The sequence below is a fragment of the Ruegeria sp. CDSB029 genome (assembly GCF_059611125.1).
In genome coordinates, this window is record NZ_JBXWOX010000016.1 from 1 (window position 1) to 26,949 (window position 26,949).

Genomic DNA, 26,949 nt, shown 5'->3' on the forward strand with positions numbered 1-26,949 from the left:
CTTAACGGCTTCGATGAACCAGAAATCCTCCGTTGCTCAAACCCCAAATCTGTCCGGTAGGCGCTGACGTCAGACATGAAGATGAAGGGGGTCGATGTCATGTCATCGGGGCAGATCAAGGAACGCGCTTCAGTACTGCAAAGTAAGACACAGAAACCTGTGCGCTTCGAGATATCCGAGGGCACCTGTGCCTCTGTTCAGAAATGGATGAAAGATGAACTCATGATCCGTTCGGAATATCTTTGGCCTGGCAGAATCCACATCTCAACGCGTCAAAATGCGCGGATTGTTCGAGACTGGGTCTCATCGATCGGCGTTGAAGCAAGCACATACGGAATCCATTCAATGAGGCGCACAAAAGTCACCCAAATCTACAAGAAAACCGGCAAACTTAGATCGGTCCAGCTCTTGCTAGGCCCCGCCAAGATGGACAGTAAGGTCCGGTACCTCGGCGTCCAACTCGCGGGTACCTTGGCTATTGCCGAAGCCATTGAGACTAGTGCCAATAGGTTGCATTCGTAGGCGGCCCAGACTGGACGAGCGAAGGTGCGCATATTGATTCCACGTGTTTGATCCGGCTTTAAGAGTGGATTCCACTTACTCGAGTTCTCAGGTAATACGAAACTATGGATATCGTCGTCGTTACGACCATCATCACTTCTCTTTTTGTTGTAATCGGCGTGGCAGAACCGCTGGCCGCGCGAATGCGCCTGCCTTACAGCGTTATCCTCGCCGTCCTGGGGATAGTGATCGGGCTTGGAGCGACGTTCTTTCTCGACACAGACCTGACGGATGCATTGAACCCGGGGGCGCAGGCAATTATAGATCTGCCGATCCGGTCGGACGTCTTCCTCTATGTTTTCCTGCCTACGCTGCTCTTTCAGGCGACACTCGGCATGAACCTGCGCAGGATGCTGGATGACTGGATGCCCATCCTGATGATGGCCGTTGTGGCAGTGATTGTCGCGACCCTCTCTATTGGCTATGCGCTGAGTTGGGCAAGTGCGCTGCCGCTGGCCGCCTGCCTGTTGATCGGCGCCATTGTGTCAACAACGGATCCCTCGGCAGTTGTCAGTATATTCCGGTCGATTTCGGCACCGCGCAGGCTGTCACGAATAATCGAGGGCGAAAGCCTTCTTAACGATGCTGCTGCTGTGGCTCTGTTCGGGTTATTCATGAGCTTTGTCATGCTCGGAAGACCCAATCCATTGCTAAGTGAAGCCGTGGGGCAGTTTCCGCTGTTGATCGCAGGCGGAGCACTCACTGGTTGGCTCATGGCGCGCATGGCGGTTTGGACGATGGCTTTTGTCGACCGCTGGGAAATGGCGCAGATTTCCATTTCCATCGCGCTGCCATACCTTGCCTATATCGTTGCAGAACAAAGCGTTGGGGCTTCGGGTGTCATTGCGGTGGTGGCTGCGGGGCTTACGCTCAACCTCACAGGCCCTGGTCGTTTGTCACCGGTCGCCTGGACAAATCTGCAAGAGGTTTGGGACCTTCTGGCACACTGGGCCGGCGCGCTGATTTTTATTCTTGCCGCATTGCTGATACCGCGATTGCTGGAAGAGGTGCGACCGTCTGATTTTGGCTTGCTGGTTGTGGTGGTTTTGGCCGCCATGTTCGCGCGGGCGGCAATTCTGTTCGGGTTGTTACCATTGCTGACAGCAATTGGACTATCGCCCGCTGTTGAACGCCCCTATCGCACCGCAATACTGTGGGGTGGGCTGCGTGGTGCCGTGACGCTGGCTCTGGCTCTGGCAGTCACCGAAAGCACACACATCCCGCTTGAGACGAAGCGCCTGGTCGGCATTCTGGCCACTGGCTTTACCCTGTTTACACTGATTGTTCAGGGTACAACCTTGCGCATGGTGATCACAAAACTGGGGCTCGACAGGCTTTCGCCGCTTGATACCGCCCTGTCGCGTCAGGTGGTCGCCGTCGCCTTGCAATCGGTTCGCGAGGACGTGTCCCGCACAGCAGAAAACTATAACCTGACGCACGATATCGTCAGGAACGAAGCCAAACAGTTTAGTGAACGCCTAGACGAGGCGGTAAAGGCCGCCGAAGACAGTGCGCAGATCCTGGATCGTGACCGGGTCACGCTTGGTCTTATTGCGCTGGCCGGTGCAGAGCGGGACTCTGTTTTGGCCAGGATGCGGGAACGCACCATGTCATCGGTTCTGAGTGAGAAGATTCTGTCCGATGCGGATCGGCTCATTGAAGGCGCACGGACTGGCGGACGGATCGGCTATCAGCGCGCATCAAATCGGTCGGTCGTTTACGGCAGATCTTTTCGGATTGCCGTGTTTCTGCACAACCGGCTTCGAATTTCGTTCCCACTCACGCGTATCACAACGGACAGGTTCGAAAGATTGCTCATGCAACGTCTGATCCTGCAGGATCTAGATGGGTTCGTCCGCGGCCGCATCCGCCGGATCCATGGCCGCCGGGTTGCGGAATTGCTGGATGAAGTGTTGGCGCGTCGATCCGAGGCAGTTAAGACGGCGCTTGAAGGCCTGCGACTGCAATTTCCCGGTTATGCCGAAAAGTTAGAGCGACGATTCATCCAGCGAACCGCGCTGCGCCTTGAAGAACGTGAATACGCGGTCATGCGCGAAGACGGCCTTGTGGGCGAAGAACTTTATTCTGTGTTGATGCAGGAAGTGGCGACACGACGTACGTTATCTGAAGGACGTCCGAAATTGGACATCACTCTTAAAGGACGGGATCTGGTCCGGCAGTTCCCGCTATTTTCCGATCTCGACAAGTCTTCGCTTAGGAAACTCAGCCGGGCGCTGCGGACCCGATATGCGAACGCGGGTGATACCATCATTTCCAAAGACGAATTCGCCCAGAGTGTATTCTTCATTGCTTCCGGGGCGGTGGAAGTGGAACTCGGCCGGCACACCTCGCGGCTGGGTCGTGGCGAAATGTTCGGGCAATTGGCCATGTTATTGAAACGGCCGCGTCGCGTAAATGTGCGGGCATTGGCACCGTCGACGCTGCTTATGCTCGACGAGGCAAGTTTCCGACGCTTGCTGCGGCGAAGCAAGGCCATGCGAAACTCTGTCAAGATGAGCGCTGACAAGCGCATGATCGACCCCGCGGTGTTGGATCTGGATGAGGCCGAGGTATCCCCTGAAAAAGGGACCAAATCTTGAGAGGCTCTCAATTGGAAAGGAGCCGCGAAATCAAAAGTACTGGTTCACGGGCACCAGTCGGGTCCTGTTTTGTTGAACGTCTACTCCAGTCAGAGGTTTGTTCCCTCGAAAAACCCGTCACTACCCTCAACATCTTGTACAATCAGCGGCAGGTCGCAGCAAGGAGCGGAAATTGGCAACGGCCAATCACCGAAGACATAGAAAAATGGGCTTCGCCTACCCTGCCAAACCAGCTTGGCGCAGACCAGAGGCAATGTGTTCCCAATCCGACAAATTGCGCCACATCGGTTGAAAGCCACCGGCCAGAGCAATCAACGTGTTTTCCGGAACTGCCATCCCGCGGCTTGAAAACTCCTGATGGCGGTGTCGAACAAAGGCTTGCAACGAGGACTCCGCCTCTTTTTGTCGGCCCGAGTGCGCGTAGGCTGCCACTAGAAACGCAGCAGCCAATGAGTTCAGCCGTGCTTCGCCAATCAGCTTGCTGACAGCGTCATCATATCGACCCAAAAAGAAATATACCTGTCCGATAATCCAATCGAGAGAAGGCGGGTGCAGGGGGTCAAGTCGCATGGCCTCGACAACTATTCCATGGGCCTTTTCATGCTGCCCCAACAACAGAAACCCATATCCGCACCAAGCCATCGATTCCGCTTCATTTTCGATCAATGACAGTGTCTTTTGAAACTGCGTATCGGCCTGATCCCAGAGGTCCGCGCATAGGTACGCATATCCAAGTTGGTCTTGAATATAGACGTCCTTGTTGTCCAAAGCCGCGCCCTGACGCGCGATTTCCAATGCCTGGGAGGGGGCATCGGCGTCGGCAAGACCGAGCCAAAGGTCGACGACATAGGTGTCGGCCAGATACATATAGATCCGCGCGTAATTGGGATCGATGGCCAGCGCTTTTTCAAAATATCCCTTGGCTGTGGCGTTGTCGGCGGCGTTCAACCCATCTCTGAGTGCTTTCCCTCGAAGCAAGAGTTCGTATGCCTTCATCTTGTCTGTGGGCTTGTTCAAGACATTGTTGGCCACGTCGCTTTGGACCCGACCTGGAAGAACCGCGAGGACGCTTTGGGTCACCTCATCCTGAACCGCAAAGATGTCTTCCAGTTCGCGGTCATAACGCTCGGCCCAGATATGTTTTCCAGAGTCAGCCGCGATCAGCTGAGCCGAAATGCGCACTCTGTTTCCGACTTTTCGAACACTGCCTTCGACAAGGTATTGTACCCCTAACTTTGCCGCGATTTCACCAATCTCCAGATCTGAGTCCCGGAACCGAAACGACGAATTGCGCGCGACCACAAACAAGGTCCGAAAGCGGGACAATCCGGTAATGATGTCCTCGGAAATGCCGTCGCTGAAAAACTGTTGCTCGGCATTCCCGCTTACGTTTGAAAACGGTAAAACCGCGACTGAGGGCTTATCCCGTCCAGTTTGATTTGGCTCGTATTTCTCAGAACCTTCATGTGCCAAATGGTATATTTTGACGGGCTTTGTTATGTTTTTGAGGTGCTGGGCACCGCCATCTTCAAAGGTTTCTTCAATCAGGTTTCCCAGGCTTTCATAAACTATAGAAGAGATGCAAACACCGCCCACTTTTGCTGCGGCTTCCAGGCGCGACGCCAGATTGACACCGTGCCCATAGACATCGCCCTCATCAACAATCACGTCGCCCAGATGCACTCCGATGCGCAGTTTTATCGCTGAGTTTTGAACCGTCAGTTCTTTCTGGATCTCGATGGCACACCGAACAGCATCCACGACTGAGGGAAACTCAACCAATGTGCCATCCCCAATCAACTTGATCACCCGGCCTTTGTATTTGCTGACTTTGGGATCAAAAACACATTCGCGATGGGTCTTGAGGTGCATCAATGTGGCATCTTCGTCTTCGATCATCATCGAAGAGTATGCAACAACGTCAGCGGCGAGTATGGCGGCGAGTCTGCGTTCCAAAAATGACACCTTTGGTTGGGAGGTCATATTCAACTTTGGAAAAGATCATAACAACACCTTTCTGGGAACATCGCGCAAATACAGATTGCCGAGGTATTTAGCGGATGGAGTGGGTGGCTCTTGTTCCACTGGCGTCGCGATGCGCCATACTACAGTTGTCTTGGACTGCTCGGAAAGGAGCCACCCAATGACGGTTAAAACAGCTGGACTGGATCTGGCCAACGACGTGTTCCAGGTTCATGGATTATCGGCTGCTGGCTGCAAGATATTCAACAAGAAGATCAAGCGCCCGAAGCTGCTTGCGTTTTTCGAGACACTTCCGCGCTGTGTTGTCGGCATGGAAGCCTGCGGCTCCGCCCACTATTAGGGCCGTGAACTCAGCAGGCTGGGCCGTGACGTCCGCCTGATGCCAGCAGCCTATGTCAAACCCTATGTAAAGCGCGGCAAGACCGACGCCGCTGATGCCGATGCCCGGCGCCTGATGCGCATGCCGGGCGTCGGCCGTATTACCGCCTCCGCCATCGTGGCAACCATCGGGAATGCTAAGCAATTCAGGACCGGCCTCGACCTTGCAACCTGGCTGGGGCTGACCCCGCTCAACAAATCCAGCGGCGGAAAGGAAAAGTTAGGCAAGATCACTAAGAAAGGCGACCGATACATCCGAAAACTCCTGATCACCGGCATGACGTCACGGGCGCTGAAGGGCAGGAAGCATCCGGAGCGCCTGGATAATCTGGGTGATGCTGACAAAACAACAGGAATACCGGCAGCCGACCGCCTGACAAGGCCGACCTGCCCAGAGATGCAAGACGTTTGATGTGATGATGCGGACCTAAGTCAACCAAAGGCCAGGACACTCCGACCAACGTCGCGACCCAAACTGAGGTCATTTAGTGGCACTTTTTCCCTTGTATTGCCCAATGGCTTGCAGGCGCGGCGAATGTCGGCAAAGTCCGCGTGTCGGGAATTGAAGAGCCTCGTTGTGAGCGGCCTATTGGGTCGTTTCTCGCCTCTGCATGTTGCAATACTACCGTTTCATTGTGTTAGCTGGTTAATGGCATCGCTGATGGAACTTGTCAGTCGGTTCAATTCTGCGAAACATGCATTACAAGCATGCGCATATTTGACGCGCATATTTCATAGCGATACAGTGCGTGCATAGGGAGAGCAATACAATGAACGCTCAAACGCGAAAGCCCACGAATCTGTCGCTCGATAGCGCGTTACTGTCTGAGGCCAAAGCGCTGAAGGTAAATCTGTCCCGCGCGGCCGAGGAGGGCGTGCGCGCCGCAGTCATCGCAGCAAAGTCTGAGCGCTGGAAAGCCGAAAATGCTGCAGCACTCAGAAGTTCCAATTCATATGTTGAGCGGCATGGTCTTCCGCTGGAACGTTACAGGCAGTTCTGATGCCAAAATACGACGTCTACCCTAATCCATCCGGCGATGGCTACCTTCTGGATGTCCAGACCGACCTCCTAAGCGATCTGAATACGCGTGTTGTTGTGCCGCTGCTACCGAAGTCAAACGCACCAAGGCCAGCGGCACGTCTCAATCCGGTTTTTGACATTGATGGTGGTCCAGTCGTCATGGTCACACAATTCATGGCCGCAGTACCGGTTGGAATTCTAAAGTCCCAAGTATGCGACTTGAGTGACGAGTTCGATCAGATCACTGTCGCGGTCGATATGCTGATGCAGGGATTCTAGCATGGTATGACCTCAATGTTGGTCAGGTTCTCTGATCGTCACCGTTCAATTTCGAGGATGGCTGCAGTGAGCTGCACCAGGTTCAAATGCCTCATACTCGGTAAAGGACGGGGCCGCATTTGCGGTTTCTAGGAATTTAGCCTCGGTGAGTTAAGATTGTGGCAGTAGGTGTCGGTACTTAGCAACTCGTTTATCAGAGACCGCCAAAGCCGGTCGGAGAAGGAATTATCAAGGATGTTCAGTCAGTTTTGATCTGTAGCCTGGGGAATGCCGGACGTCCTTTCAAAGCCTTGTTTCATTGGAGTCAACGGTGAGTTTCCAAGAAAAAAATGGACTCAATAATCTCCTGATGTCATTTTGAGATTGTGGGCGGCATGTCTATTTTAGCACGTACTGGTTTTCCCAACCGGATTTTAGAGGGGGTATTGAGTGTGATGTGCCGCCCCACGAAACCCCAAAAACAGCGGTCAGCGTGCTCGGGTTTCTGCAGAGATTTATGATCTTCTAAAAAATTGAATCAGGAACAGGATACATGGCATGAGGCGAGTTTATTGCCGACTTCTTGGACATAGATGGCTAGTTCGTTTCGCCGGAGGCGCGTCTGTTCATCAGTGTGCGCGGTGTGGTGTCGCCGGTGATGCGTATGGCAATGAAGTTCGCTGAACTTACCGCTCGCTTCGCCTTATCCTACCATATTGTCCATTGCATGAGTTGAAGTTGTAGCCGGGGTGGATTCACAAACGAAGTGCAATTATGCCTTGATGTTGGTCAAAGAGAGTTAGTCCGAATTCGGGCCGACATTGGCCGCAGAGAAGTTAGCTGAGCATCACGGCTTCACGTGAGACATTGCGCAATTGGATGGTGGAAGATTGAAGCTGGCTATCTCGCAAGCAGCGCCGAACATTCCATCAACCGCGCCTGCAGCGGGAATGCTAAGGTGAGTTGATCCAGGTCGACGGCTCCGATCACCCGTTAGTTCGAGGATCGTGGCGACCCCTGCACCCTTCTCGTCTTCATGGATGGCGCGACCAGCACCTTGATGGAACTTTGCTTTGTGAAGTCAGAAAGCACCACCAGCTATTTCGATATGCTTGAAAGCTATCAGTATAAACATGGCCGCCCGGTGGCGTTTTACAGCGACAAACACGGTGTTCCGTGTGGCCAGAAAAGATGCCAAGGGCGGCGCTGGCATGACCCAGTTCGGCCGTGCGCTAAATGCGCTGAATATCGAGATCCTGTGTGCGAACAACTCTCAGGCCAATGGCCGGGTTGAACGCGCCAACCGCACGCTCCAGGATCGACTCGTCAAAGAGTTGAGGCTAGCCGGTTTGAAGTGCGCTGGGAAGGCCGGGCCCTGCCCTATCGGATCTTCGAAATGGACCAACGTGTCACCCACGCCGCAGTCACTGAGAACAAGCGGTTCGGGGCTGTGCTGGCGCATATCAAGGAGATGCAGGAACAAGCTCCCCAAAACCCAAAGTGAGGACAAATTCCGAAAAGATGGGTTACAGCCCAACGGCAGTAAGCCCGGTCAGCCACCGAGAACACGGGCCAGTAGAAGGACGGCACCAGAACCTGAGTTTGTGCAAAAATAGCAGCTGCGCAGAAGACAGCGCACCCTACAGGTAAGCTTGAAGCCAACGCCAATAACCTGATTGGCTCTGGCTTCTTCAAACTGACTGCATCTAAAATAGTAATAGAGCCACCACATCAGTCACTTCGTTTTTCCCTCTCACTTCAATAGAGTAAGGTGGAATTACGTCATTGATGTCACCGGCAATGCTGTCCCACAGCGCATCCAGATTGTGCCCATGCCAGTTTGGAGCAACAAGCGCAGCCAGCAGTATCGTAAATACGTCATCAAAACTTCCTCCGCACCTCATTCCTCCAAAGACTTTGGTTTTCCGGGGCAAACTGGATAGCAAGCAGACGCGATTTCGTAAAACAGCTGCAATATTCCCTGATCATGTCGCGTTGTCGCTTGACAGGATGGCTGCATGCGGCCTGATCAATTCAGTTCGCCGAATCTATGATGAAAACGTCAACGATTTCCGGACAAAACCTTATCGCGGTGGCCTAGCTCTGCCGCACGATCGTGAACCGCTTTCTGACTAAGCACAGGACAAACCTATGATCCAAGACAACCCTGCCCTCATCGAGGCCGTACGCGGCCGGTTCGCCCATGTCGGCACCTGTCCCTTTCAAGGCGAACGCATCTTTTTTGAGAATGCGGGCGGAGCACTGACATTGAAATCCGTCGCTGAAACCTCGGCTTTTTATGCAGCAATCCCGGACAATCCGGGGCGCATAAATCCTGCAGGTCAGGGAACCCAAGGCGTCATCAACAAGGCCAAAGACGACTTGGCCGTGTTCATGAACGCATCTTCTGGGCAGTTCTTCGCAGGTGAAAGCGGAACCGAGCTGCTGTTTCGCATGATCCGCACCGCGTGTCTGGTCGCCCCCAAAGGTGCAAAAGTGATAGGTTCATCAATCGAGCACCCGGCCACCCGAAGCGCAGCACGTCGCTGGGCTGAAATCGCCGCGCTGGAGTACGTTAATGTGCCCCACGACAACGACGCCGGATTGGTTACGGCCGAGGATTATTCTGCGCTGATAACGCCAGATGTCGCAGTGGCAACGATCCTGCATGCATCGCCCGTGACAGGCATGGGCATGGACGTAGCCGCGATTTCCGCGGCGATCCGTGCTGTGGCACCGGATTGTTTGATAATCGTCGACGGCATTCAGCATGCGGCCCACGGGCAACTGGACCTGGGCGCCTACAATGTCGATGGCTACGCGATTTCACCTTACAAAGTGTTTTCCCGCCACGGATACGGCATCGCCTGGATCTCCGACAAACTCAGCGCTTTGCCACATGACATGTTGATCGACGCACCCGCAACCGGGTGGGAGTTCGGGACCCGCGATACGGGATCGTATGCAACCGTATCAGACGTAGTAGCGTATTTTGACTGGCTCGGTGGCGAAGTTTCGGATGAGACCGAGCCGCGCAAACGGATCGAGGCTGCGGGCCGAGCCATTCACGCCTATGAAACCCACTTGACCGATACTGCTATCAACGGCACCGGCAATCTGCCAGGGCTGCGTGATATGGATCACGTGACCATTCTGGCAGGCGCCGATAACCCGGCACGCGAAGGGCTGGTGTCAATCGTGGTCGAGGGTCATGCATCCGAGGACGTGGTCGAGACACTGAATCAACAGGGCATTCGCACCCATACTCGAAAGGCTGACCACTATTCCGGCAACGTTCTTACACCGCTGGGCCTGTCGGATTGTATCCGCATTTCTTTTTGTCACTACAACACGGAACAAGAAATCGCGCGGTTGTTGGGGGCCATCAAAGTTATGGGCGAAAGCAGTTGACCAGATCCGATTTGGTCGTAGCAAACGGTTACATAGATGGCGGTTCTCAACCCAAACCTGCAACGGGCTTTTGCAGAGTTACGAAAAAAGCGTCGCGTTGTTCCGACACCGCGGCCGGAGTATTTCCGCATGCCGCGGCTTTTACGTTGTCCACCAGTTGCCGGTTCACGCCGTGACCCGTTGTCCCCAGATTGATTGCTTCGCGCCAAATCGCAGCATGCAAGAGATTGACCACGTATCCAGACACTTCTTTGTTGTCGTGCCTAGGTTTTCATAGAACGATTGAGCTGCCTCAATGACCTCGTAGGCGGTTTTGTCATTCCCCAGAACCCCGACCAGCGGCATCAGGTGCGGGGGTTCGAACAGGCACCCCAAAACAAAGCGGCGGGTTTTTTTTCAGCCCTGTTGCATCTATCCCAGCGTCAAACCCAAGGCTGGGCTGGCAACCAACGCATCCAGCGGGATCCAGATGATGTTGTCCTACAACCCTTCGGATTCTGACCCGCGCCCGATCCCTTGCCGGCCACCGGTAGCCAGCGCTCGCTTTCTTACCAATCGCATCAGCGTACACCCAACACAAGACGCGCTGACGTGTGGGTATCCAAAACAGGGACCGATATGTTGCAAGCCGCGCCTTTGCCTTTCAATGCGGCCCATTACCTTTCCGTCGCGGGCATCTCATGCTTCTTAAACTAGGTCTTTCCGCAGCGCAGTTGAGACGTCATTTTCATCGCCATCGAAACATCCTTGGTCAAAACTGTTGAAGCCAGATCATAGCGCCTGGCGTTGGCGATCCGACGAGCGTTTTTCGCCTCGCCAATGTGCGACGGGGTGACAAGAGGTCCGAACACCTCATTATACGCAATCTCCGCATTGTTGTCGGCATTCACTGCGACCGTCGGCGGGTAGAAGAATCTGGCCCGTTCGCCCAGCTCGCCGCCTATCGCGATTTCGGATCGTTTCAGCCACGGCATCAATATCGGCATCGACCCGTTGGCCCGCTCATAGTGCAGACAATCCGACAAACTGCGTGCCCGATCCAAACGGATATCCCAGCAATACAACGTGGGCGTTTTTTTGATGTATGTTTCGAACGCCCAGTTCAACCGGCTATGCGATATACCAGCCCTCATGCAAATCTCGGGCGATGGTATCGGATCTTCCAGATTAGTTTCCCTAGCCGGATTGGCCGCCCTGAGCTCGGCGGGAACCGATGTACCCAAATATTCGCCGAGGCGCTGCCGCCACAACATGAAACCCGGTTTTCATCAATCACCAACAGGTTTTCGACCACTTCAATAACCGAGTAAAACTCCTGAAAGCCATCAATATGTTCCTAGTGACCGGTCGCCCGCCGCGCATTCAGAAGTCCGGACCGCGCCGGCATGAATGCCCTCATGTCCAGCTTGTTAATACCACTACGATGTCGGCCACATCAACGTCACCGAAGACAACCCTTCTTTTCCCTGCACCATTGCTTGCGACACAATTGCCGCCTCTCTCGGCCAAGAAGCCTCTTGAAAACTAGGGCTTGCCATCCAATTTGTTGGTCGCGCGAAACAGATCGGCAAACACTATTGTAGCGGCCAGATCAGGCCGGACGAGACCGCAAAAATCACACGGGCAGTAAGGTCTGAGATGTTTGCCACCTGGTCTTCGCCTCAATTGCACTACGTAGAGATAAAGAGAGTATCACTTCAGTCAACGCGCAAGTCAGATGTCGATAAGCCATTGCCAAAACACCGATTGCGATCTTGGTCGGCGGTATATGGACAATCTGCAACGAGATGTATTTCCACTATTGGGACATCAGTCTAGGATGCGCGCAAATACTAGCCCATTCGAAACCTGCGCAACAAAAACGAGAAGCTTCGTTCGTGAATATTAAGAACCACATGGCAGCACAGCCAAGACGTGAAATGCAATCTGCGCGCAACCAGGGGATCACATTCCTGGCGCTTGCGTTTTTGTTCAGCATCTTCGTCAACTTGTTGATGTTGACCGGACCTTTGTTCATGTTGCAGGTCTATGATCGCGTTCTTGGGTCCCGAGCGGTCGAGACTTTGGCTGCGCTGTTTCTGCTGGTGGCACTTTTGTACGGCCTTATGGCCATGCTCGATTTCGCGCGGGGTCGAATCGTGGCGCGTTTCGGCGCACGGTTTCAATCGCAGTTGGACGAACGAGTCTTTGATGCGACCCTGCGCCGATCTCTACACCCGCGCGCGCGGGCTGCACCCGCAACAGCGTTGCGGGATCTGGAGTCCATCCAAAACCTGTGTTCTTCTCCAGTTCTGCTGGCCGTCATGGACATCCCTTGGACGCCTATCTTTATCGCGGCAATTTTTCTGTTCCATCCTCTTCTGGGCTGGCTGGCCGTTGGTGGTGGCTCGCTTTTAGTTGTGATCGCGTTGCTGAACCAAATACTGACTCGTCGCAAAGTCGCCTTGGCTCAATCAGCGTCGGCAAAAGCCAACATCTTTTCCGAACATGCCCGACAGGCAGCCGAGGTCGTACACTCGCAAGGCATGCAAGAGGACATCACGCGTAGATGGCAGCGTCAACGAACAGACGCCTTGCAACAAACAATCGCCGCCAGTGACTGGACCGGCAGCTTTACGTCAGTGACGAAATCGCTGCGGCTGTTTTTGCAATCTGCAATGCTGGCGCTTGGGGCTTTGCTTGTTCTGCGCAATGAATTGACCCCCGGCGCGATGATCGCAGGTTCGATCCTGCTGGGTCGTGCTTTGGCACCCGTCGAGCAGGTTGTTGGGCAATGGGCTGTCGTTGAACGCGCCCGAACGGCGTGGAACTCGTTGAGCCAGTTTCTGGATGCCACGCCGCCAGAAAAACAGCGCACCAAGTTGCCTGTGCCCCAAGCCCGGCTGACGGCCAAGGGTCTGACGGTCATCCCGCCTGGAGCGGATACTCCAACCCTCCGCAACGTCTCATTGAACCTCGAGCCCGGGCGGGCACTTGGTGTAATCGGAAAAAGCGGGTCAGGAAAGTCCACTTTGGCCAAGGCGCTTCTGGGTATTTGGCGTCCTGCAGCAGGCGAGATCCGTCTGGGAGGCGCAACGCTGGATCAGTACGATCCAACTGATCTGGGCCAACATATCGGATACCTTCCGCAAGAAGTTACGTTGTTCAACGGAACTGTCGCCGAAAACATCGCGCGTATGTCGGAAGACCCAAACCCGGAAGCCGTTGTAGCGGCCGCCAAAAAAGCCAATGCGCATGAGCTGATTCTGACGCTGGAAAAAGGCTACGATACCATTCTGGAAGGCAATGACAGTCAGCTGTCAGGCGGTCAGAAGCAGCGGATCGCGCTCTCGCGCGCGTTGTACGGAGACCCCGTTTTGTTGATTCTGGACGAACCGAACTCGGCGTTGGATGCCGATGGAACCGAGGCGCTGAACGCCGCTGTCCGCGATCTTAAGGCCGCAGGAAAGTCTACGATCATTATGACTCACCGTCCCCAAGCGATCTCGGAATGTGATGATCTTGCGGTGGTCGAACGGGGACAGGTTGTCAGATCCGGCCCAAGGGATGAGGTTTTGGGTGCAGTCGTTCAAAACGCCGGATCGATCAAGCGCAACCTCAGCAAGGCTGGCAACTGATGCAGGACAAAACAAATAGTCAGCGCCCCGTATGGCGCATAACCATCCCTGCCCTGGTCGGATTTACGGCCCTTGGCATCCTTGTTGGCGGTTTGGGTGTTTGGGCAGTCAACACGCGTTTGGCCGGGGCCATTATCTCTCAGGGCATTATCGAGGTCGAAAGCAACCGTCAGGTGATTGAACACCCCGACGGCGGCGTTGTTGGTGAGATTTATGTGCGCGATGGCGATGCCGTCACCAGCGGCGAGTTACTATTGCGATTGGATGATACGTTTCTGTCGTCCGAGAAAACCATTGTCGAAGCCCAGCTGTTCGAACTGCTGGCCCGCCGGGCACGTTTGGAAGTCGAGCGCGATGGCGCAAATGCCGAAGCTTTGGCCACCCGGTTGGCTGAGATTCAGCAACAGGAAAACATCGACCCTGATCTGATCGCCGGTCAGCAACGCCTGTTCGAGGCGCGATTGAATACATTGGACCAGCAAACTGAGCAACTGGGCAAACAGACCGTTCAAATCGAAAGCGAAATCGACGGTACCGAAGCGCAGCTTGTCTCGCTGCGGCGTCAGGTTGAATTGATCCAAACCGAACTGGACGATCAGCAAAGCTTGCTTCAGCGCGGCCTTACCCAGGCCAGCCGTGTTTCGGCCCTACAGCGTGAAGAGGCCAGCCTCACAGGGGATATCGGTCGGTTGGAAGCTGCCGCCGCGCGCCTAGGAGGCCAGATATCAGCGACCGAAATCTCGATCCTTGAGCTTGAAGCAACACGGCGAGAAGAAGCCATCACGACCCTGCGTGATATTCAGTCCCAGATTGCTGAATTGGCCGAGCGCCGTCTGTCGCTGGACACCCGCCTTTCGCGACTGGATATCCGCGCCCCAGTTTCGGGAACGGTGTACGGCAGTCAGGTCTTTGCGCTGCAGTCCGTGATCCAACCCGCGGAACCTATGATGTATCTGGTACCGCAGGATACGCCCTTGGTCGTCGCCGCGCGCGTCGATGCAATTCACGTGGACCAGTTGCATGTTGGTCAGCCCGTATTGTTGCGGTTTCCCGCGTTCAATCAGCGTGAAACGCCTGAAATTGACGGACAGGTTATGAATGTCTCGGCTGATACGTTTACCGACGAAAACACCGGCCAGACGTTCTATCGCGCCGAAGTCGTTCCACAAGACGGGCAAGTTGATCGTCTGAAAGGGCAGGAACTGCTGCCCGGTATGCCAGTGGAAACGTTGATCAAGACGGACGAACGTACGCCAATGTCTTATTTGGTCAAACCACTGGCAGATTACTTCAACCGGGCGTTCCGAGAGTGACCGCCCGATCGCACTAAGGCGCTTCGAGGTTGCCCAGCAGGATCGAGGTCATGTCGGTGACAATCACGCCATCCACAGCCACCACATTGGCCCCGGTATCATAAGAAACGTCGGTGCGCGTGATCCCTGAAAGGTCCGCGTCACTGTCGATGAAAACCCATTCCGGGCGAACGGCAGTCGGCTGTCCGACTGCCACTTGCAGAATCGACAATGCATCGAGCGCATTCACCGAACCATCCCGGTTGAAATCTGCCGCGATCAAATTCTCCGGCGAGGCTGGCCCCCATGTCGGGTCCAGACCGACCGAGATCCGCAAAACCTGCAGCGCGTCCAATGCGTTGATGTCCTTGCTCGCGGTAGAATAGGTCTTGATGACGTCGAATTCACCCTCGAAAGTGCCAGACGGTAAATTCAAATCGAACCGCCCATTGCTGTCTGCACGAGCACTGACTGTGGCTCCGCCATTTGGGGTGAAGCTGATTTCAGCGTCACTGAGGCTGGGGTTGGCGGTTTCTGAATTGATTGAGACATCCCCTAAAACCCCATCGGAACTGCCCGGCTCAAGCCCCCCGAAATCGCCGAAATCGACGGGAATGTGATCGGGGCCGCCAAAACCCTCGCCAAACACCTGAGCACTGGTCAGCGGACCACCAGTGGCGGAAATCACGTTTATCGTCTTGTTGAGGTACTCAATCCGGGCGCCCTGCGCCGTCGCGGTAAAGGTCAACTGTCCAGGCGTTCTGAGCAGCGGATAATCGAACATATCCAACCGGTCGATACCAGCCTGAAAGTCCGTGATCGTGGTGGTTTCCGCTCCGTATTGCATGACAAAGATGTCCGCACCCGACCCACCCGACATTGTGGTCGCGGCAGAACCGGCAATCAAAATGTCATCCCCGGCCCCAGCAATAAGGGTCGTTGGAAGAATATTACCGCTGAGCATATCGTTACCAGCTGTACCGTTAACTGTTCCCAAGCCACTACGCACGACACCCAGTTCTGCGACATCCACCGTTAGTTGGGTCAGCCCCGCATCCTGTTGCGAAGCGACCAGAATCTGTAGCTCATCACCGACCTGCGCGACGCTGAACGAACTCACATTCTGCAAACCGCTTTGAAGCGTATCGGCAAAACTGTCCAAATGCACCAACTGTCCACCGGGCGTCATGGCGAACAAGGTTATTCCATCATCGCCACCACCCGCGACAACGAACACATGCCCGTTGATCTCGACCACAGAAAGGTCCTGAACCGACTCGAACCGTGTGTGCAGCGAATCCAGGGCATGGTCGGTTGGAATTAGACGGCCATCGGCGGCTAATTCCATGACACTGAGGGAGTTACTTTCAGCCCCCGCGACCACCACCCAGGACTTGCCATATGCCTGTATCACTTCAACCGCTGTGGGCGTCGCGATTCCCAAAGTCGTCAGGGCCTCGCTGTTGTCTACCGCTGTTATGGCTGCGGTTCCCCCGTCAACCCTGTAAGTCGAGACAGTGTTGCTGGCGCCGTCGGTCGCAATAACAAAGTTGTCTGCGCCAATGCTCAATGACTGCATCGAATCAGATCGTGCCACGATCACGCCCGAGGACGTCAATGTGCCGTCCCCATTCACGGTATAGGTGACAATCCGCCCGGTATCTTCATGCGCCATCATCAGCAGATCGCCGGACCCGGTCGACAGTTTCACCAAGGCCGAAATGTCACCGCCGCCGGTCAATATCCCGGTTTCCCGCAAGGATCCAACGGTCCCATCCGGGTTCAAATCATACCCCACCAGCCCATTTGCCGTGTCGATATCCAATACGAGCTGATCACTGCCACCAAACGAAACCGGAGTCCCCGTGCGGCCCACCTGAAACGTGATCGAACCGCTGAAATACTCGGTATCGACCAGTTGCGGAACCGCGCCATCGACAAGCTTCCTAACAGCAACACCGCCGCCGGGGCCGGTCAAACTGTACAGATACGTGGTCCCGTTAAACGTTTTTAAAGCCGTATCACGGATACCTGAATCGAGCGCTGCGCTCCCTGTTGCAACCACGCTTTCGAACTGAAGCATCATACCAAATCACCCCACGCCAAACTTGGCAATGACTGCAGGATGATCCGATGCCCGGCCCGACACCAAAGCGGAATTGTGGTGAAAACGAGGAGTTCGGTTTCAGTTTGACACAATTTTTCCTGGTCCGACCGCATGAGTCACAAACGCGAAAGACTGATGAACAAAACCTGGCCCACCCAGGCGGACACAGACATCACATGTGAGGGTAAGATGACCAAAGAACATGATCCCAAAGCCAAAACTGCAGAACCCGGATCAGACAATGGTCGCAGGGACCACATTCGCCGGTGGATTGATGGCAAAATGCGACGCTGGGTTGGGCGCGGTATTGCCGGGGGGCTTGGTTCGACGCTCATGGCGCTACCCGCCTTGGCGCAGGCAACGATAGAAGAGCTTTACGCCTATCAGTTTGCAGAAACGATTCCCGGCGTACAGTCAGTGAAGCTGCTGAAAAACGGGGATGTTCTGCTGAAGATGATTGATGGCAGTACAATGATTGTCGCTGCGGAAAACGTTCAGGTTCTGGACAGTGGCGCGATCATGATCGCCGAAAATGCCGTGAGTGAAATTGCGCAATTCAGTCTGGCTGCCGAAGCAGGTGGTGCCGCTGCGGCGGGCGGCGGCATCAGTGGCGTCGGGGCTGCATTGGGCGGATTGGGCCTGGCGGGGGCCGCCGCTGCGGGGGCCGGCGGCGGCGGTGGTGGAGACGATGGTGATTTTCAACCCGCGCCGCCTGCACCGCCTCAGGTTTTGAACCTCGCGCAGGCACAATCCACAGCACTCAGCAGTACAGAGGCGAATATCAGGGTTCCGGATGGAACCGAAACAGTGGAACTTAGGATCGGGTCTTTGGTCAAGTCCGTGCCACTCAATCCCGATGGAAGTTGGAGCATTTCGCTGACAGCTGTTGAAGCGGCCGGTCTGCCACAAGGCGTTCAGAACGTCACGGTTCGTCACTTGGACAGCGGCGGGCGAGAACTTTCGGTAGAGACCGTATCTTACATCATCGATACAGTACCCCCTACTCTGACAATTTCCGGATTGTCGGACGGTGCGGTCATAAATGCGGCGGAAAGTGCAACGGATCTGACCGTCTCCGGAACGACAAACGCGGAAAACGGTCAAACCGTGACGGTCACTCTGAACGGCGGCACATACTCAGGCACCGTAGCCGACGGGCAATGGGTCGTCACCGTGCCTGCCAGTGATCTTGCCGCGTTGCCGGATGGGGAAACCATTGTGTTGACCGCAGATGTTTCAGATATGGCGGGGAACCCGGCAGCACAGATCAGTGACAGCATTGAGACAGACTTTACGGCACCGACCATAACTTTGGATCCTCTCCCCGTCGACAAAATCGAATTGGTCGACGTTCAGAACGATATGGAGCTGAGCGGATCGACAACAGCAGCTGATGGCCGGACAGTTATGGTCGAATTTGGGGGGCAATCCTATTCGACGACCGCCTCTGACGGTAGTTGGAGCGTCACTATTCCATCCGCTGATCTTGCAAATCTGCCCTCAGGTACTCCTGTGTCGGTAAGGGTCGTTGTCAGCGATGAAGCAGGAAACAGTTCGGTTCCGGCAACGGCCTCGGTTCCGGTGGATCTGACTGGCCCCGCAATTTCTATATCGCCCCTGTCGGTTGGGTCCGCCTTAAACACCGTAGACGTTGGTTCGGATTTAACGGTTTCGGGAATTACCGGGAACGTAGAAGACGGCCAGCAGGTAACAGTCATGTTGGACGGTCAGAGTTACACCGGCGCAGTATCCGACAACAGCTGGTCGGTGACCATCCCAGCGGCCGACCTTGGAGCATTGGCAGACGGGGGCACATTAACCATCACCGCAAATGTATCCAATACGGACGGGCTCGCAGCCAACCAGGCGAATGCACCCGTATCCAAGGATGTCACTGCCCCAACCTTGACCATCGACGGATACTCTGATGGTGCCGTCCTAAATGCCGCTGAGCGTGATACGGACCTGACAATCACGGGATCAACTGATGCAGAGGACGGACAGACCGTAACCGTATCGTTAAACGGCCAGGATTATACTGGTACCGTCTCTGGTGGCGTCTGGAGCGCGACTGTACCCGCGGCAGATTTGACGGCACTGTCCGATGGCGCAACAATCCCGGTGATTGCAGACGTGACAGATGCCGCCGGAAACCCAGCGCTGCAGGCAAGCGGCAGTTTTGACACTGATTTCTCACCTCATTCCATCACCATCACCAATTTGTCCGACGGCCCGGTCATGAACTTGGCGGAACGCGGCACGGATCTGACGGTCTCAGGCGCATCGGATGCCCCGGACGGCACCACCATCACCGTGGAAATCGTCAGGGCAGATGGCACTGTAGACCTGAGCAATACCACTACGGTCAGTGGCGGCACCTGGACGTTGGTTTCGCCGGCGGCCGGTCTAAATGGCCTGCAAGACGATGAAATTTACAGTGTGCATGCGTCGGTCTCAGACACGGCTGGAAACAGCGCCAGCGCGAGTGCTGGGTTTAGAACAGACTTCACAGCACCGACTGTGACGATCAACCCATTGGCTGTCGGATCGGTTCTGGATGTCTCCGAAAGGGGAGGCGATCTGTCCATCTCAGGGGCGACATCGGCGGAAGAGGGGCAAACAGTCACTGTCACGTTGGATGGCCAATCGTATACGGGTGCCGCTACTGGTGGCACTTGGTCGGTCACCGTACCCGCGGCAGATCTTTCCGGATTGGCGGACAGTACAAATTTCCCCATTTCGGCAACGGTCAGTGACCTGGCCGGCAATAGCGCCAGTCCAGCTACCACAACGCTCGCTACGGATTTCCGACCGCTGTTAGACCTGAATTCTATAGGGACGAACAACTCAGTTTCACTCGGCGACGCGCAGAGTTCTGGCATTGTTGTATCTGGAACATCCGTTGGCCTCGCCGCTGGCCAAGCGGTGAATGTAACACTCAACAATAACTCTGTCTGCACCGCTACTGTCGCAGCCGATGGCACCTGGTCGCTTGCAGTTCCGGCGTCAGATTTCACAGGTATTTCAGCAGGTGATGACCTGAACTTTCAGGCTCAGGCCACGGTTTCGGGCGGCCCTGATCCTTTACCGGCAACCGGTGAGGCGACTGCGCATGTACCGGGCGCATATGTCATTGCAGAAGCGGATCAGAGTGGTTCGACTATCACGTACCAAATCTTCGCAGACGCTGACCGCGACGTTTCCAGCGGGCTAGCGATGACGATCGAGTTGGGATTTGATCCGTCAGTTGTGACCTTCGACGCCGGATCCGATGTTGGGAACGGGGCTTTCGGTCTGTATCTGTCCAACCCGGTTGGGGGCTCCGTGGTCAACTTTGCAGGTGTCGCGACCAGCTTTACGGATCTGAACCAACCGTTGGTGACATTCACCATGACCGTTCAGGACCCCAGCAAACCGGTTGAACTGTCGCTTACCACCCCGGATGGGGGGCCGACGACCGTCGTATTCGGCACTGATGGAAATGACACTTTGGTCGCCAGCGATGTGGACAGCTTTGTTCGTGGTCAGGACGGCGACGACGCCATCAATGTCTCGGACGCGGGTCGCGACGTCGTTGTGTTCGAAGCCGCCCCTGCGGCCAACGGGGTAGACACGATCACGGGCTTTTCACTCGGAGCGGCAGCGGATGTGGCAGATGCGTTGATGTTCAATGGCCTCGATCACTCTACCTTGCGCGGCGATGGCACGGGCATTGAGACATTAAAAGTAGGCGGCGCGGTTGGTGCCAACACGGGCGTCATCGGCTTAACCACAGTTCTGGCCGACCTGTCGACCAATACAATTGAAACTGCAGTCGAAAGTTTGACGGGACTTCAGGCGGGTGACGAGATCTACGTACTCGCGACAGATGGAGACGATAGCGTTCTGGTCAGGGTCGACTATTCCTCCCCGACTGCAGCCACCGTTGAAACCATGGCGCAATTTTCGGGGTTAGACGATCTGAGCGGATTGAGCGCGGACAATATCCTGATCGCCGACCCGACCGGAGCAACGGCTTGATCAAAACATGGACTGCCGTTTTTCGACCGGCAGCCACTCCATACTCAAAGGATCAAACATGGCAGAGAACGGCCTGTTTCCAGTCACATATGAGCGGCACGGTGACAAATACTGGAAGCGTTTTTCATCTTACCACTTTGCGGAAACCCAGCAGGCTTGCTCAATTGTCGAGACAGAAATTCTGCTCGTCGCGGCCACGTATCCGGTAATGTTTCGCGAAACCGGGGGGGAAATTGAACCTATAGCACTATTGTCATTGAACCCCGACGCGCCAACCCCTTTTGTGTCCGACGATGGCCGATGGTTGGCCGCCTACATCCCGTCTGGGTTGCGGTGCCCGCCATTTCAAGCGGGTTTACCGAGTAAAACGGGTTGTGATCCGCAACTTCTGGTCGATGAATCTTCTGGTCTGGTCACCGATGCTCCGAAGGACGAACCGTTCTTTACCGATGCTGGTGAGTTGACCGCTGAACTTTCAAACGTCCTAAGATTTTTCCAAGCACGAGAGGCCTCGGCCAAGGACATAAGGTCCGTGTGTAACGTCATTCAAGGGATGGGTCTTTTCGAACAAATGGCAAGCTACGATAACGTCGCGCTGCCGGCAGGGTTTCTGGTCCTGGATGCCCGACGCTTGAAGGCTCTTTCGCAGGCAGAGAAACTCGCATTGTTCGATGTCGGTGCAATTCAATTGCTGCACGCCCATCAAGTATCACTTTCGCACATTTCTTGGTTGTTGCAGGCGCAAGAGCAGCTGACGAAGCCCAAACTTCAAAGCCAATATACCGAAAATTCAGACATTTCGCGTTTCCTCACCGCCATGGCACACGCGCAAAATGACGAATTTTTCATGGCTGGTGAGGTGTGAAAATGCCTCTGATCTCCTGCAACTCTGGCCTAAAGTATCTTGCCTGTTTGTGTATTCCTTTGATGGCGGCCTGCGCACCTCCACCCGACCTTACGGGCGTAGAGGTTTCTCTGTCAGCAGGTTCTGTCGGGGTTGGCGCGCAGCCCCCCCTTCCACGTCTGACGCAAAGCGAGTTTGGTCAACGGGTGCGGGCGGCTGTCGAAACCAACCCAAACCTCGCACAAAGCGCGACACGACTGGAAATCGCAGGCGCTGACGAAAATGCGGCCAAGGGTGCTTTTCTTCCTCGCGTATCAATGGGAATCAATGCGCGATCACAGCGTGTGAATTCCGATATTGCAGACTTCACCCCGTATCTGCGCGTTTCGCAACTCGTCTATGACGGAGGCGCTGCGTCGGGCGAACTGGCTGCGGCTCAGGCTCGCGTCCTCGAAAGCCGGGGCGGTCAACTGCAAACCGCTGCGGCGCTGGCCCTTGCCGCAATCGAAGCGTATGTTGTGGTCCTTGATCGACGCAAGATCCTGGAAATCTCAGCCCAGAATGTTGAGGTGCACGCCAAGATCGTGCGCCAGATCACCGAACGCAGCACGCAGGGCGTGGGCTCAAATGCAGACGTTTTGACCGCACGCTCGCGCATGGCAGACGCGCGAACGCAGCTTGCCGATGCAGAGGCTCGGACAGACAGGGCGGAGGCACAGTACCAGGAAGTCTTCGGACGCCCACCGGGGGCACTTACCGCTCCGGTCGCTGCGCCCAAATTGGCCAGAACGGATTCGCAAATCGTTTTGGACAGCCCACAAGTACGGCGTGCGAATGCCGCTTTGATCGCTGCAAAGGCCGAGCAAACTGCAGCCATTGCGCGGCGACAGCCAGGTGTAGAAATCGCGGCATTTGCAGATCGCGATGACAGCAATGATGCAAATTTCGGTGTCGACCTGTCCGTAAACTATGAACTGGACAGCACCGGTCAACGTAAGGCTGCCATAGCTGCTGCCCAAGCTCAGGTGAAAGAGGCCGAATTCGCCCGTGAGACGTTAATTCGAGAAATCCGCCGCGAGTTAGAGTTCATCCGGTCAGATCAGGACGCGGGAGCGGTTCGCCTGCAAGCGGCTCGTTTAGCTGCCCAGGCCAACGCCGAAAGCGTGGAAGCTGCGCGGGCCCAATTCACTATCGGCCGACGCAGCTTGGTCGAGATACTGGATGCACAGCGAGACTATGTGAACGCGCAGCAAAGGCTGATTTTGGCGGAACAAAGCTTCTTCCTCACAAACTACGCCGCCCTCAGCCTGACCGGGGACATTCTGGATTATCTCGGTATTTCAATTGCAAACACAGGTGAAGATTCATGGCCGCGTTGAACCCTTTGGCACCTAAACAAGAGCTTTCTCCGTTGGAAATTTGCCTGCGGCACGTCGCCTCGCATCTTGGTCGCTCAATCACGGTCGGGGCACTTCACGCTGCGCAATCCGGCACAACAGGTCATTTGAGCCAGCGAGATGCAATTGAGGTTGCCCGCCATGCCGGGTTGCAGGCGGGATTTGGGTCGCGAAGACTTGCGGATTTCGATGACACACTGGTCCCAGCAATTTTTCTGTTGGACGACAATAAAGCAGTTGTATTTCACGGGCGTACCAAGAGCGGCCGTTTTCTGATTTTCGACCCTGAGATGGGTGAAGGCATCGGTGAGGTTGAAGAAACAGTTTTAGGGAAAAGCTACACCGGCTACGCACTTTTGTTTCGGCGCAGCCACAATGAGGAAACACCAGGTCGAAACAGGACCGCATCCGGGCATTGGTTTTGGTCGGCCATGTTGGCAAACCGCTGGTCCTATGCGCAAGTGGTGCTTGCCGCAGCGGTAGCGAATTTTTTGGGTCTTTCCACATCCGTTTTCATCATGGTCGTCTATGACAGGGTTCTTCCGAATGAGGCGACGGAATCCCTTATCGCACTGACCGCAGGGGTTGGTCTTGCCCTTTCTTTCGATTTCGCCCTCAAACTCTTGCGCGCTGGCTTTATTGATCGGGCCGGGCAAAAGGCAGACATGTTTATGGGGCGGCGCGTTTTTGACCAGGTTTTGAACATCAAAATGAAATCGCGGACCGGATCGACCGGTGCTATGGCCAGCACGATCCGCGAATTTGAAACTCTGCGCGAGTTTTTTACATCGGCAACTCTGGTCGCACTCGTGGACCTGCCCTTCATCGCCCTCTTTTTACTGGTCATTCACCTCGTTGGTGGACCTCTGGCGCTGATACCTGCCCTTGCCGTTCCGATTGTTTTGATTGCGGGCCTGGCAGTGCAACCAATGTTATCGCGTTTGGCCGAAAAAAGTTTTGCGGACGGTCAGTCAAAACAATCCGTACTGGTCGAGACCGTTTCCGGTCTTGAAACCATCAAAACAACCGCAGCGGCAAAACAAATGCGGGCGCGATGGGAAGATGCTATCGAGCGGCAGTCCTCTCATGGAATCCGCAGCCGGACAGTTACCCAATTCGCATTGAACCTGACAGGATTCACGCAACAGGCGGCGCAGGTCCTGATTGTTTTCTTCGGCGTGTTCCTGATCACTGAAGGGCAGGCAAGTATGGGTGCGTTAATTGCGTCTGTAATGCTGACTGGACGCGCGCTGGCGCCACTGGGGCAGCTTGCCCAGACACTCACACGTGTGAACCAGGCGCGCAGCGCGTATCGCAATCTGAACGCTTTGATGCAGGCGGAAAATGAGCGGCCGGAAGGACGCAACTGGATCAGTCGACCACATGCAAAAGGCCGCATTTCTTTCAAAGATGTGCATTTTGCCTATCCTGAACAAGCCGATGATGCCCTTTCAGGTGTCTCATTCGACATAGAACCGGGTGAAAAAGTTGCCATTCTGGGCGCGATCGGATCCGGGAAAAGCACCATCGCGCGTTTGATGCTCGGTTTATTCGAGCCGAAGACCGGTTCGGTAATGCTGGATGGGGTCGATATCCGTCAGATTGACCCCGGCGACTTACGTCGCAATGTCGGTTCAGTTTTGCAGGACGTTTGGCTTTTTTCCGGCTCAATTCGCGAAAACATTGCCAGCGGTGCGATCCGGCCCATGGATCAAGATTTGATCAGAGCGGGCCACGTGGCCGGGGTTGAAGATTTTATCGCGCATTGCCCCAACGGCTATGACCAACAACTGGCAGAACGTGGCGAAGGAATATCGGGCGGCCAGCGTCAAGCCATCGCGCTGGCCCGCGCGCTGATTGGACGCCCACCAGTGTTGTTGTTGGATGAACCGACCAGTGCAATGGATGTGAAGACCGAAGCCGAGGTTATCAAGCGTCTGAAACAAGAAACCAAAGACACCACAATGGTTATCGTCACACATCGGACCAGCCTGCTTGATCTGGTCGACAGGGTCATTGTGGTCGAACGCGGCCGGGTCGGCGCAGACGGTCCAAAAAGCATGCTGACCCAGCGCGCGCGCGCAACAGGGAGGCATCTGAATGTCGCGGCATCCTGACCTTGCCATGATGGCAAGAGAAATGCGGGGGAAATCTCCGTTGGGGGGATCTCTCCTGTTGCTTGTTATCCTTGCCTGCCTCGTCTCCGCCGGGCTTTGGGCCTACATGACGGAACTCGACGACGTGACCCGCGTGGATGGCCGGATTGTGCCGTCGGCGGACGTGCAGCTGATTGAGGCAACAGAACCCGGAGTATTACAATACTTGCACGTCGCGGAAGGGCTGGTTGTCGACAAGGGAACGCTGTTAATGGAGTTCGACACAACGCAGATCGACAGTCAGTTGAGCCAGGAACAACAGCGCGCATTTGGATTGACGGCTCGTGCCCAACGATTGCAGGCAGAGATTGACGGCACCCAGCTTACTTTCTCAAAAAAGCTCATTGAAGGCGCGCCAGAAGTGGTCAAATCCGAAACTGCTTTGTATCAGGGCCGTCAGGCGGAACTGGCCGCTGAAATTGCCATTCTGGAGCGACAGCGTGAGCTGCGCCAGCGCGAATATGAGGAAGGGCTGGTAGACCAGGTGACAGCCGAAGAGACGCTTGGGATTCTGGCCGAAGAACGCGCCATCATTACCCCCTTGGTAGAAAAACGGATGGAGCCTGCGACAACGCTTTTGTCGCTGCGCCGCAGTTCCGCTGAATGGGAGGGTCGCAAGGTCCGTGCAATTGCAGTAACCAACAGGTTGAAAACCGGACTGGAAGAAATCGACGATCGTATTCAAGCCGCACATAGCAGGTTCCGGAGCGCAGCGCTCACCGACCTTGCGGTCTCGACAGCCGAACTCGCGGCACTTCGGCCGTCCTTACCGGCCTTGCAAGACCGCGCGGATCGCGCACAGATCAGATCACCCGTGCGTGGAATCATAAATCGCGTTCACCGGACAACGATTGGCAGTTTGGCACGCAGCGGTGAAGAACTGATCGAGATTGTTCCATTGGACGACAGGCTTCTGGTCGAGGCCTATGTTCGCCCCGAAGATATCGCGTTTCTACACGCAGGCCAGCCGGTTAAGGTGAAAATTACGGCCTATGATTTTGCGCGTTACGGCGCGCTGGACGGTGAGATCACCCGCATAGGCGCGAACACGGTGACAAGGCCTGAACGCAATGATGAAGAGGTCTTTGTCATCGAAATCCAGACACGTCACGCTATTTTGGACGCAAGCGGCGTAGCCGTCGAGATCATCCCGGGGATGATTGCGGAAGTGGATATCTTATCAGGCAAGAAAACGGTTCTAGACTACCTTTTGCAACCCGTAATCAAGATCAAAGATCGCGCCCTGCGTGAATAATCAAGCGCTGTGTGAAACGCAGGATCAGCGATTGTACCGCGAGTTTTTT

15 protein-coding genes and 5 pseudogenes are annotated in these 26,949 nt (G+C 55.3%); 15 read left to right on the forward strand and 5 right to left on the reverse strand.

Annotation, left to right across the window (positions count from 1 at the left end):
• Positions 1–75: 75 nt before the first annotated feature.
• Together AC2FI8_RS17310 and AC2FI8_RS17315 are read left to right on the forward strand one after the other, a co-directional pair.
• Positions 76–522, forward strand: a pseudogene (locus AC2FI8_RS17310) (tyrosine-type recombinase/integrase); the annotation flags it as partial.
• 104 nt (positions 523–626) lie between these two features.
• The gene (locus tag AC2FI8_RS17315) at positions 627–3,161 is read left to right on the forward strand and encodes a cation:proton antiporter (protein WP_496725004.1); all 2,535 of its coding nucleotides are present in this window, start codon (positions 627–629) and stop codon (positions 3,159–3,161) included.
• 216 nt (positions 3,162–3,377) lie between these two features.
• On the opposite strand, the gene AC2FI8_RS17320 is transcribed toward AC2FI8_RS17315, so the two are convergent.
• Positions 3,378–5,117: an adenylate/guanylate cyclase domain-containing protein gene (locus AC2FI8_RS17320; protein ID WP_496780332.1), complete on the reverse strand. Its 1,740-nt coding sequence runs from the start codon at positions 5,115–5,117 to the stop codon at positions 3,378–3,380.
• Positions 5,118–5,304: 187 nt separating this feature from the next.
• On the opposite strand from AC2FI8_RS17320, the pseudogene AC2FI8_RS17325 reads away from it, so the two are divergent.
• From AC2FI8_RS17325 to AC2FI8_RS17345, 5 genes and pseudogenes are all read left to right on the forward strand, one after another.
• Positions 5,305–5,589: pseudogene (locus AC2FI8_RS17325) on the forward strand (IS110 family transposase); the annotation flags it as partial.
• Between the two features lie 6 nt (positions 5,590–5,595).
• Positions 5,596–5,808, forward strand: a pseudogene (locus AC2FI8_RS17330) (transposase); the annotation flags it as partial.
• Positions 5,809–6,292: 484 nt separating this feature from the next.
• Positions 6,293–6,523: a type II toxin-antitoxin system CcdA family antitoxin gene (locus AC2FI8_RS17335; protein WP_496725008.1), complete on the forward strand. Its 231-nt coding sequence runs from the start codon at positions 6,293–6,295 to the stop codon at positions 6,521–6,523.
• A complete protein-coding gene (locus AC2FI8_RS17340) occupies positions 6,523–6,822 on the forward strand; it encodes a CcdB family protein (RefSeq protein ID WP_496780334.1) in 300 nt (99 codons plus the stop codon). The genes AC2FI8_RS17335 and AC2FI8_RS17340 overlap by 1 nt, the downstream gene beginning before the upstream one ends.
• Before the next feature lie 782 nt (positions 6,823–7,604).
• Positions 7,605–8,147, forward strand: a pseudogene (locus AC2FI8_RS17345) (ISNCY family transposase); the annotation flags it as partial.
• Positions 8,148–8,507: 360 nt separating this feature from the next.
• On the opposite strand, the gene AC2FI8_RS17350 reads toward AC2FI8_RS17345, so the two are convergent.
• A complete protein-coding gene (locus AC2FI8_RS17350; RefSeq protein WP_496780429.1) occupies positions 8,508–8,705 on the reverse strand; it encodes a barstar family protein in 198 nt (65 codons plus the stop codon).
• A 247-nt stretch (positions 8,706–8,952) separates the two neighbouring features.
• Here AC2FI8_RS17350 and AC2FI8_RS17355 point away from each other — a divergent pair, with 247 nt between their 5' ends.
• Positions 8,953–10,212, forward strand: coding sequence for an aminotransferase class V-fold PLP-dependent enzyme (locus AC2FI8_RS17355; protein WP_496780336.1), 1,260 nt, complete (start codon positions 8,953–8,955; stop codon positions 10,210–10,212).
• Positions 10,213–10,377: 165 nt separating this feature from the next.
• On the opposite strand, the pseudogene AC2FI8_RS17360 reads toward AC2FI8_RS17355, so the two are convergent.
• Together AC2FI8_RS17360 and AC2FI8_RS17365 are read right to left on the reverse strand one after the other, a co-directional pair.
• Positions 10,378–10,590: pseudogene (locus AC2FI8_RS17360) on the reverse strand (hypothetical protein); the annotation flags it as partial.
• A 314-nt stretch (positions 10,591–10,904) separates the two neighbouring features.
• Positions 10,905–11,345 (reverse strand): aldehyde dehydrogenase family protein, encoded by a 441-nt coding sequence (locus AC2FI8_RS17365; RefSeq protein ID WP_496780338.1) that lies wholly within the window; start codon positions 11,343–11,345, stop codon positions 10,905–10,907.
• A gap of 786 nt (positions 11,346–12,131) precedes the next feature.
• Here AC2FI8_RS17365 and AC2FI8_RS17370 point away from each other — a divergent pair.
• Together AC2FI8_RS17370 and AC2FI8_RS17375 are read left to right on the forward strand one after the other, a co-directional pair.
• Positions 12,132–13,829 carry a type I secretion system permease/ATPase gene (locus AC2FI8_RS17370; RefSeq protein ID WP_496769329.1) on the forward strand — a complete coding sequence of 566 codons (1,698 nt, stop codon included), beginning with the start codon at positions 12,132–12,134 and terminating at the stop codon, positions 13,827–13,829.
• The gene (locus tag AC2FI8_RS17375) at positions 13,829–15,142 is read left to right on the forward strand and encodes an HlyD family type I secretion periplasmic adaptor subunit (protein ID WP_496769307.1); all 1,314 of its coding nucleotides are present in this window, start codon (positions 13,829–13,831) and stop codon (positions 15,140–15,142) included. Before AC2FI8_RS17370 ends, AC2FI8_RS17375 begins: the two co-directional genes overlap by 1 nt.
• Positions 15,143–15,155: 13 nt before the next feature.
• Here AC2FI8_RS17375 and AC2FI8_RS17380 read toward each other — a convergent pair whose 3' ends face one another.
• On the reverse strand, positions 15,156–17,207 hold the full coding sequence (locus AC2FI8_RS17380) for a dockerin type I domain-containing protein (protein WP_496769305.1): 2,052 nt from the start codon (positions 17,205–17,207) through the stop codon (positions 15,156–15,158).
• Between the two features lie 210 nt (positions 17,208–17,417).
• On the opposite strand from AC2FI8_RS17380, the gene AC2FI8_RS17385 reads away from it, so the two are divergent.
• From AC2FI8_RS17385 to AC2FI8_RS17405, 5 genes are read left to right on the forward strand one after another with little or no spacing between them, the layout of a single operon-like run.
• Positions 17,418–21,248, forward strand: a complete 3,831-nt coding sequence (locus AC2FI8_RS17385; protein ID WP_496780340.1) for an Ig-like domain-containing protein — start codon at positions 17,418–17,420, stop codon at positions 21,246–21,248.
• A gap of 58 nt (positions 21,249–21,306) precedes the next feature.
• Positions 21,307–22,113: a SapC family protein gene (locus tag AC2FI8_RS17390; protein WP_496780342.1), complete on the forward strand. Its 807-nt coding sequence runs from the start codon at positions 21,307–21,309 to the stop codon at positions 22,111–22,113.
• Positions 22,114–22,115: 2 nt separating this feature from the next.
• Positions 22,116–23,471, forward strand: a complete 1,356-nt coding sequence (locus tag AC2FI8_RS17395) for a TolC family protein (protein ID WP_496780344.1) — start codon at positions 22,116–22,118, stop codon at positions 23,469–23,471.
• Positions 23,459–25,606 carry a type I secretion system permease/ATPase gene (locus tag AC2FI8_RS17400; protein WP_496780346.1) on the forward strand — a complete coding sequence of 716 codons (2,148 nt, stop codon included), beginning with the start codon at positions 23,459–23,461 and terminating at the stop codon, positions 25,604–25,606. The genes AC2FI8_RS17395 and AC2FI8_RS17400 overlap by 13 nt, the downstream gene beginning before the upstream one ends.
• A complete protein-coding gene (locus AC2FI8_RS17405; RefSeq protein ID WP_496780348.1) occupies positions 25,590–26,900 on the forward strand; it encodes an HlyD family type I secretion periplasmic adaptor subunit in 1,311 nt (436 codons plus the stop codon). The genes AC2FI8_RS17400 and AC2FI8_RS17405 overlap by 17 nt, the downstream gene beginning before the upstream one ends.
• Positions 26,901–26,949: the final 49 nt, after the last annotated feature.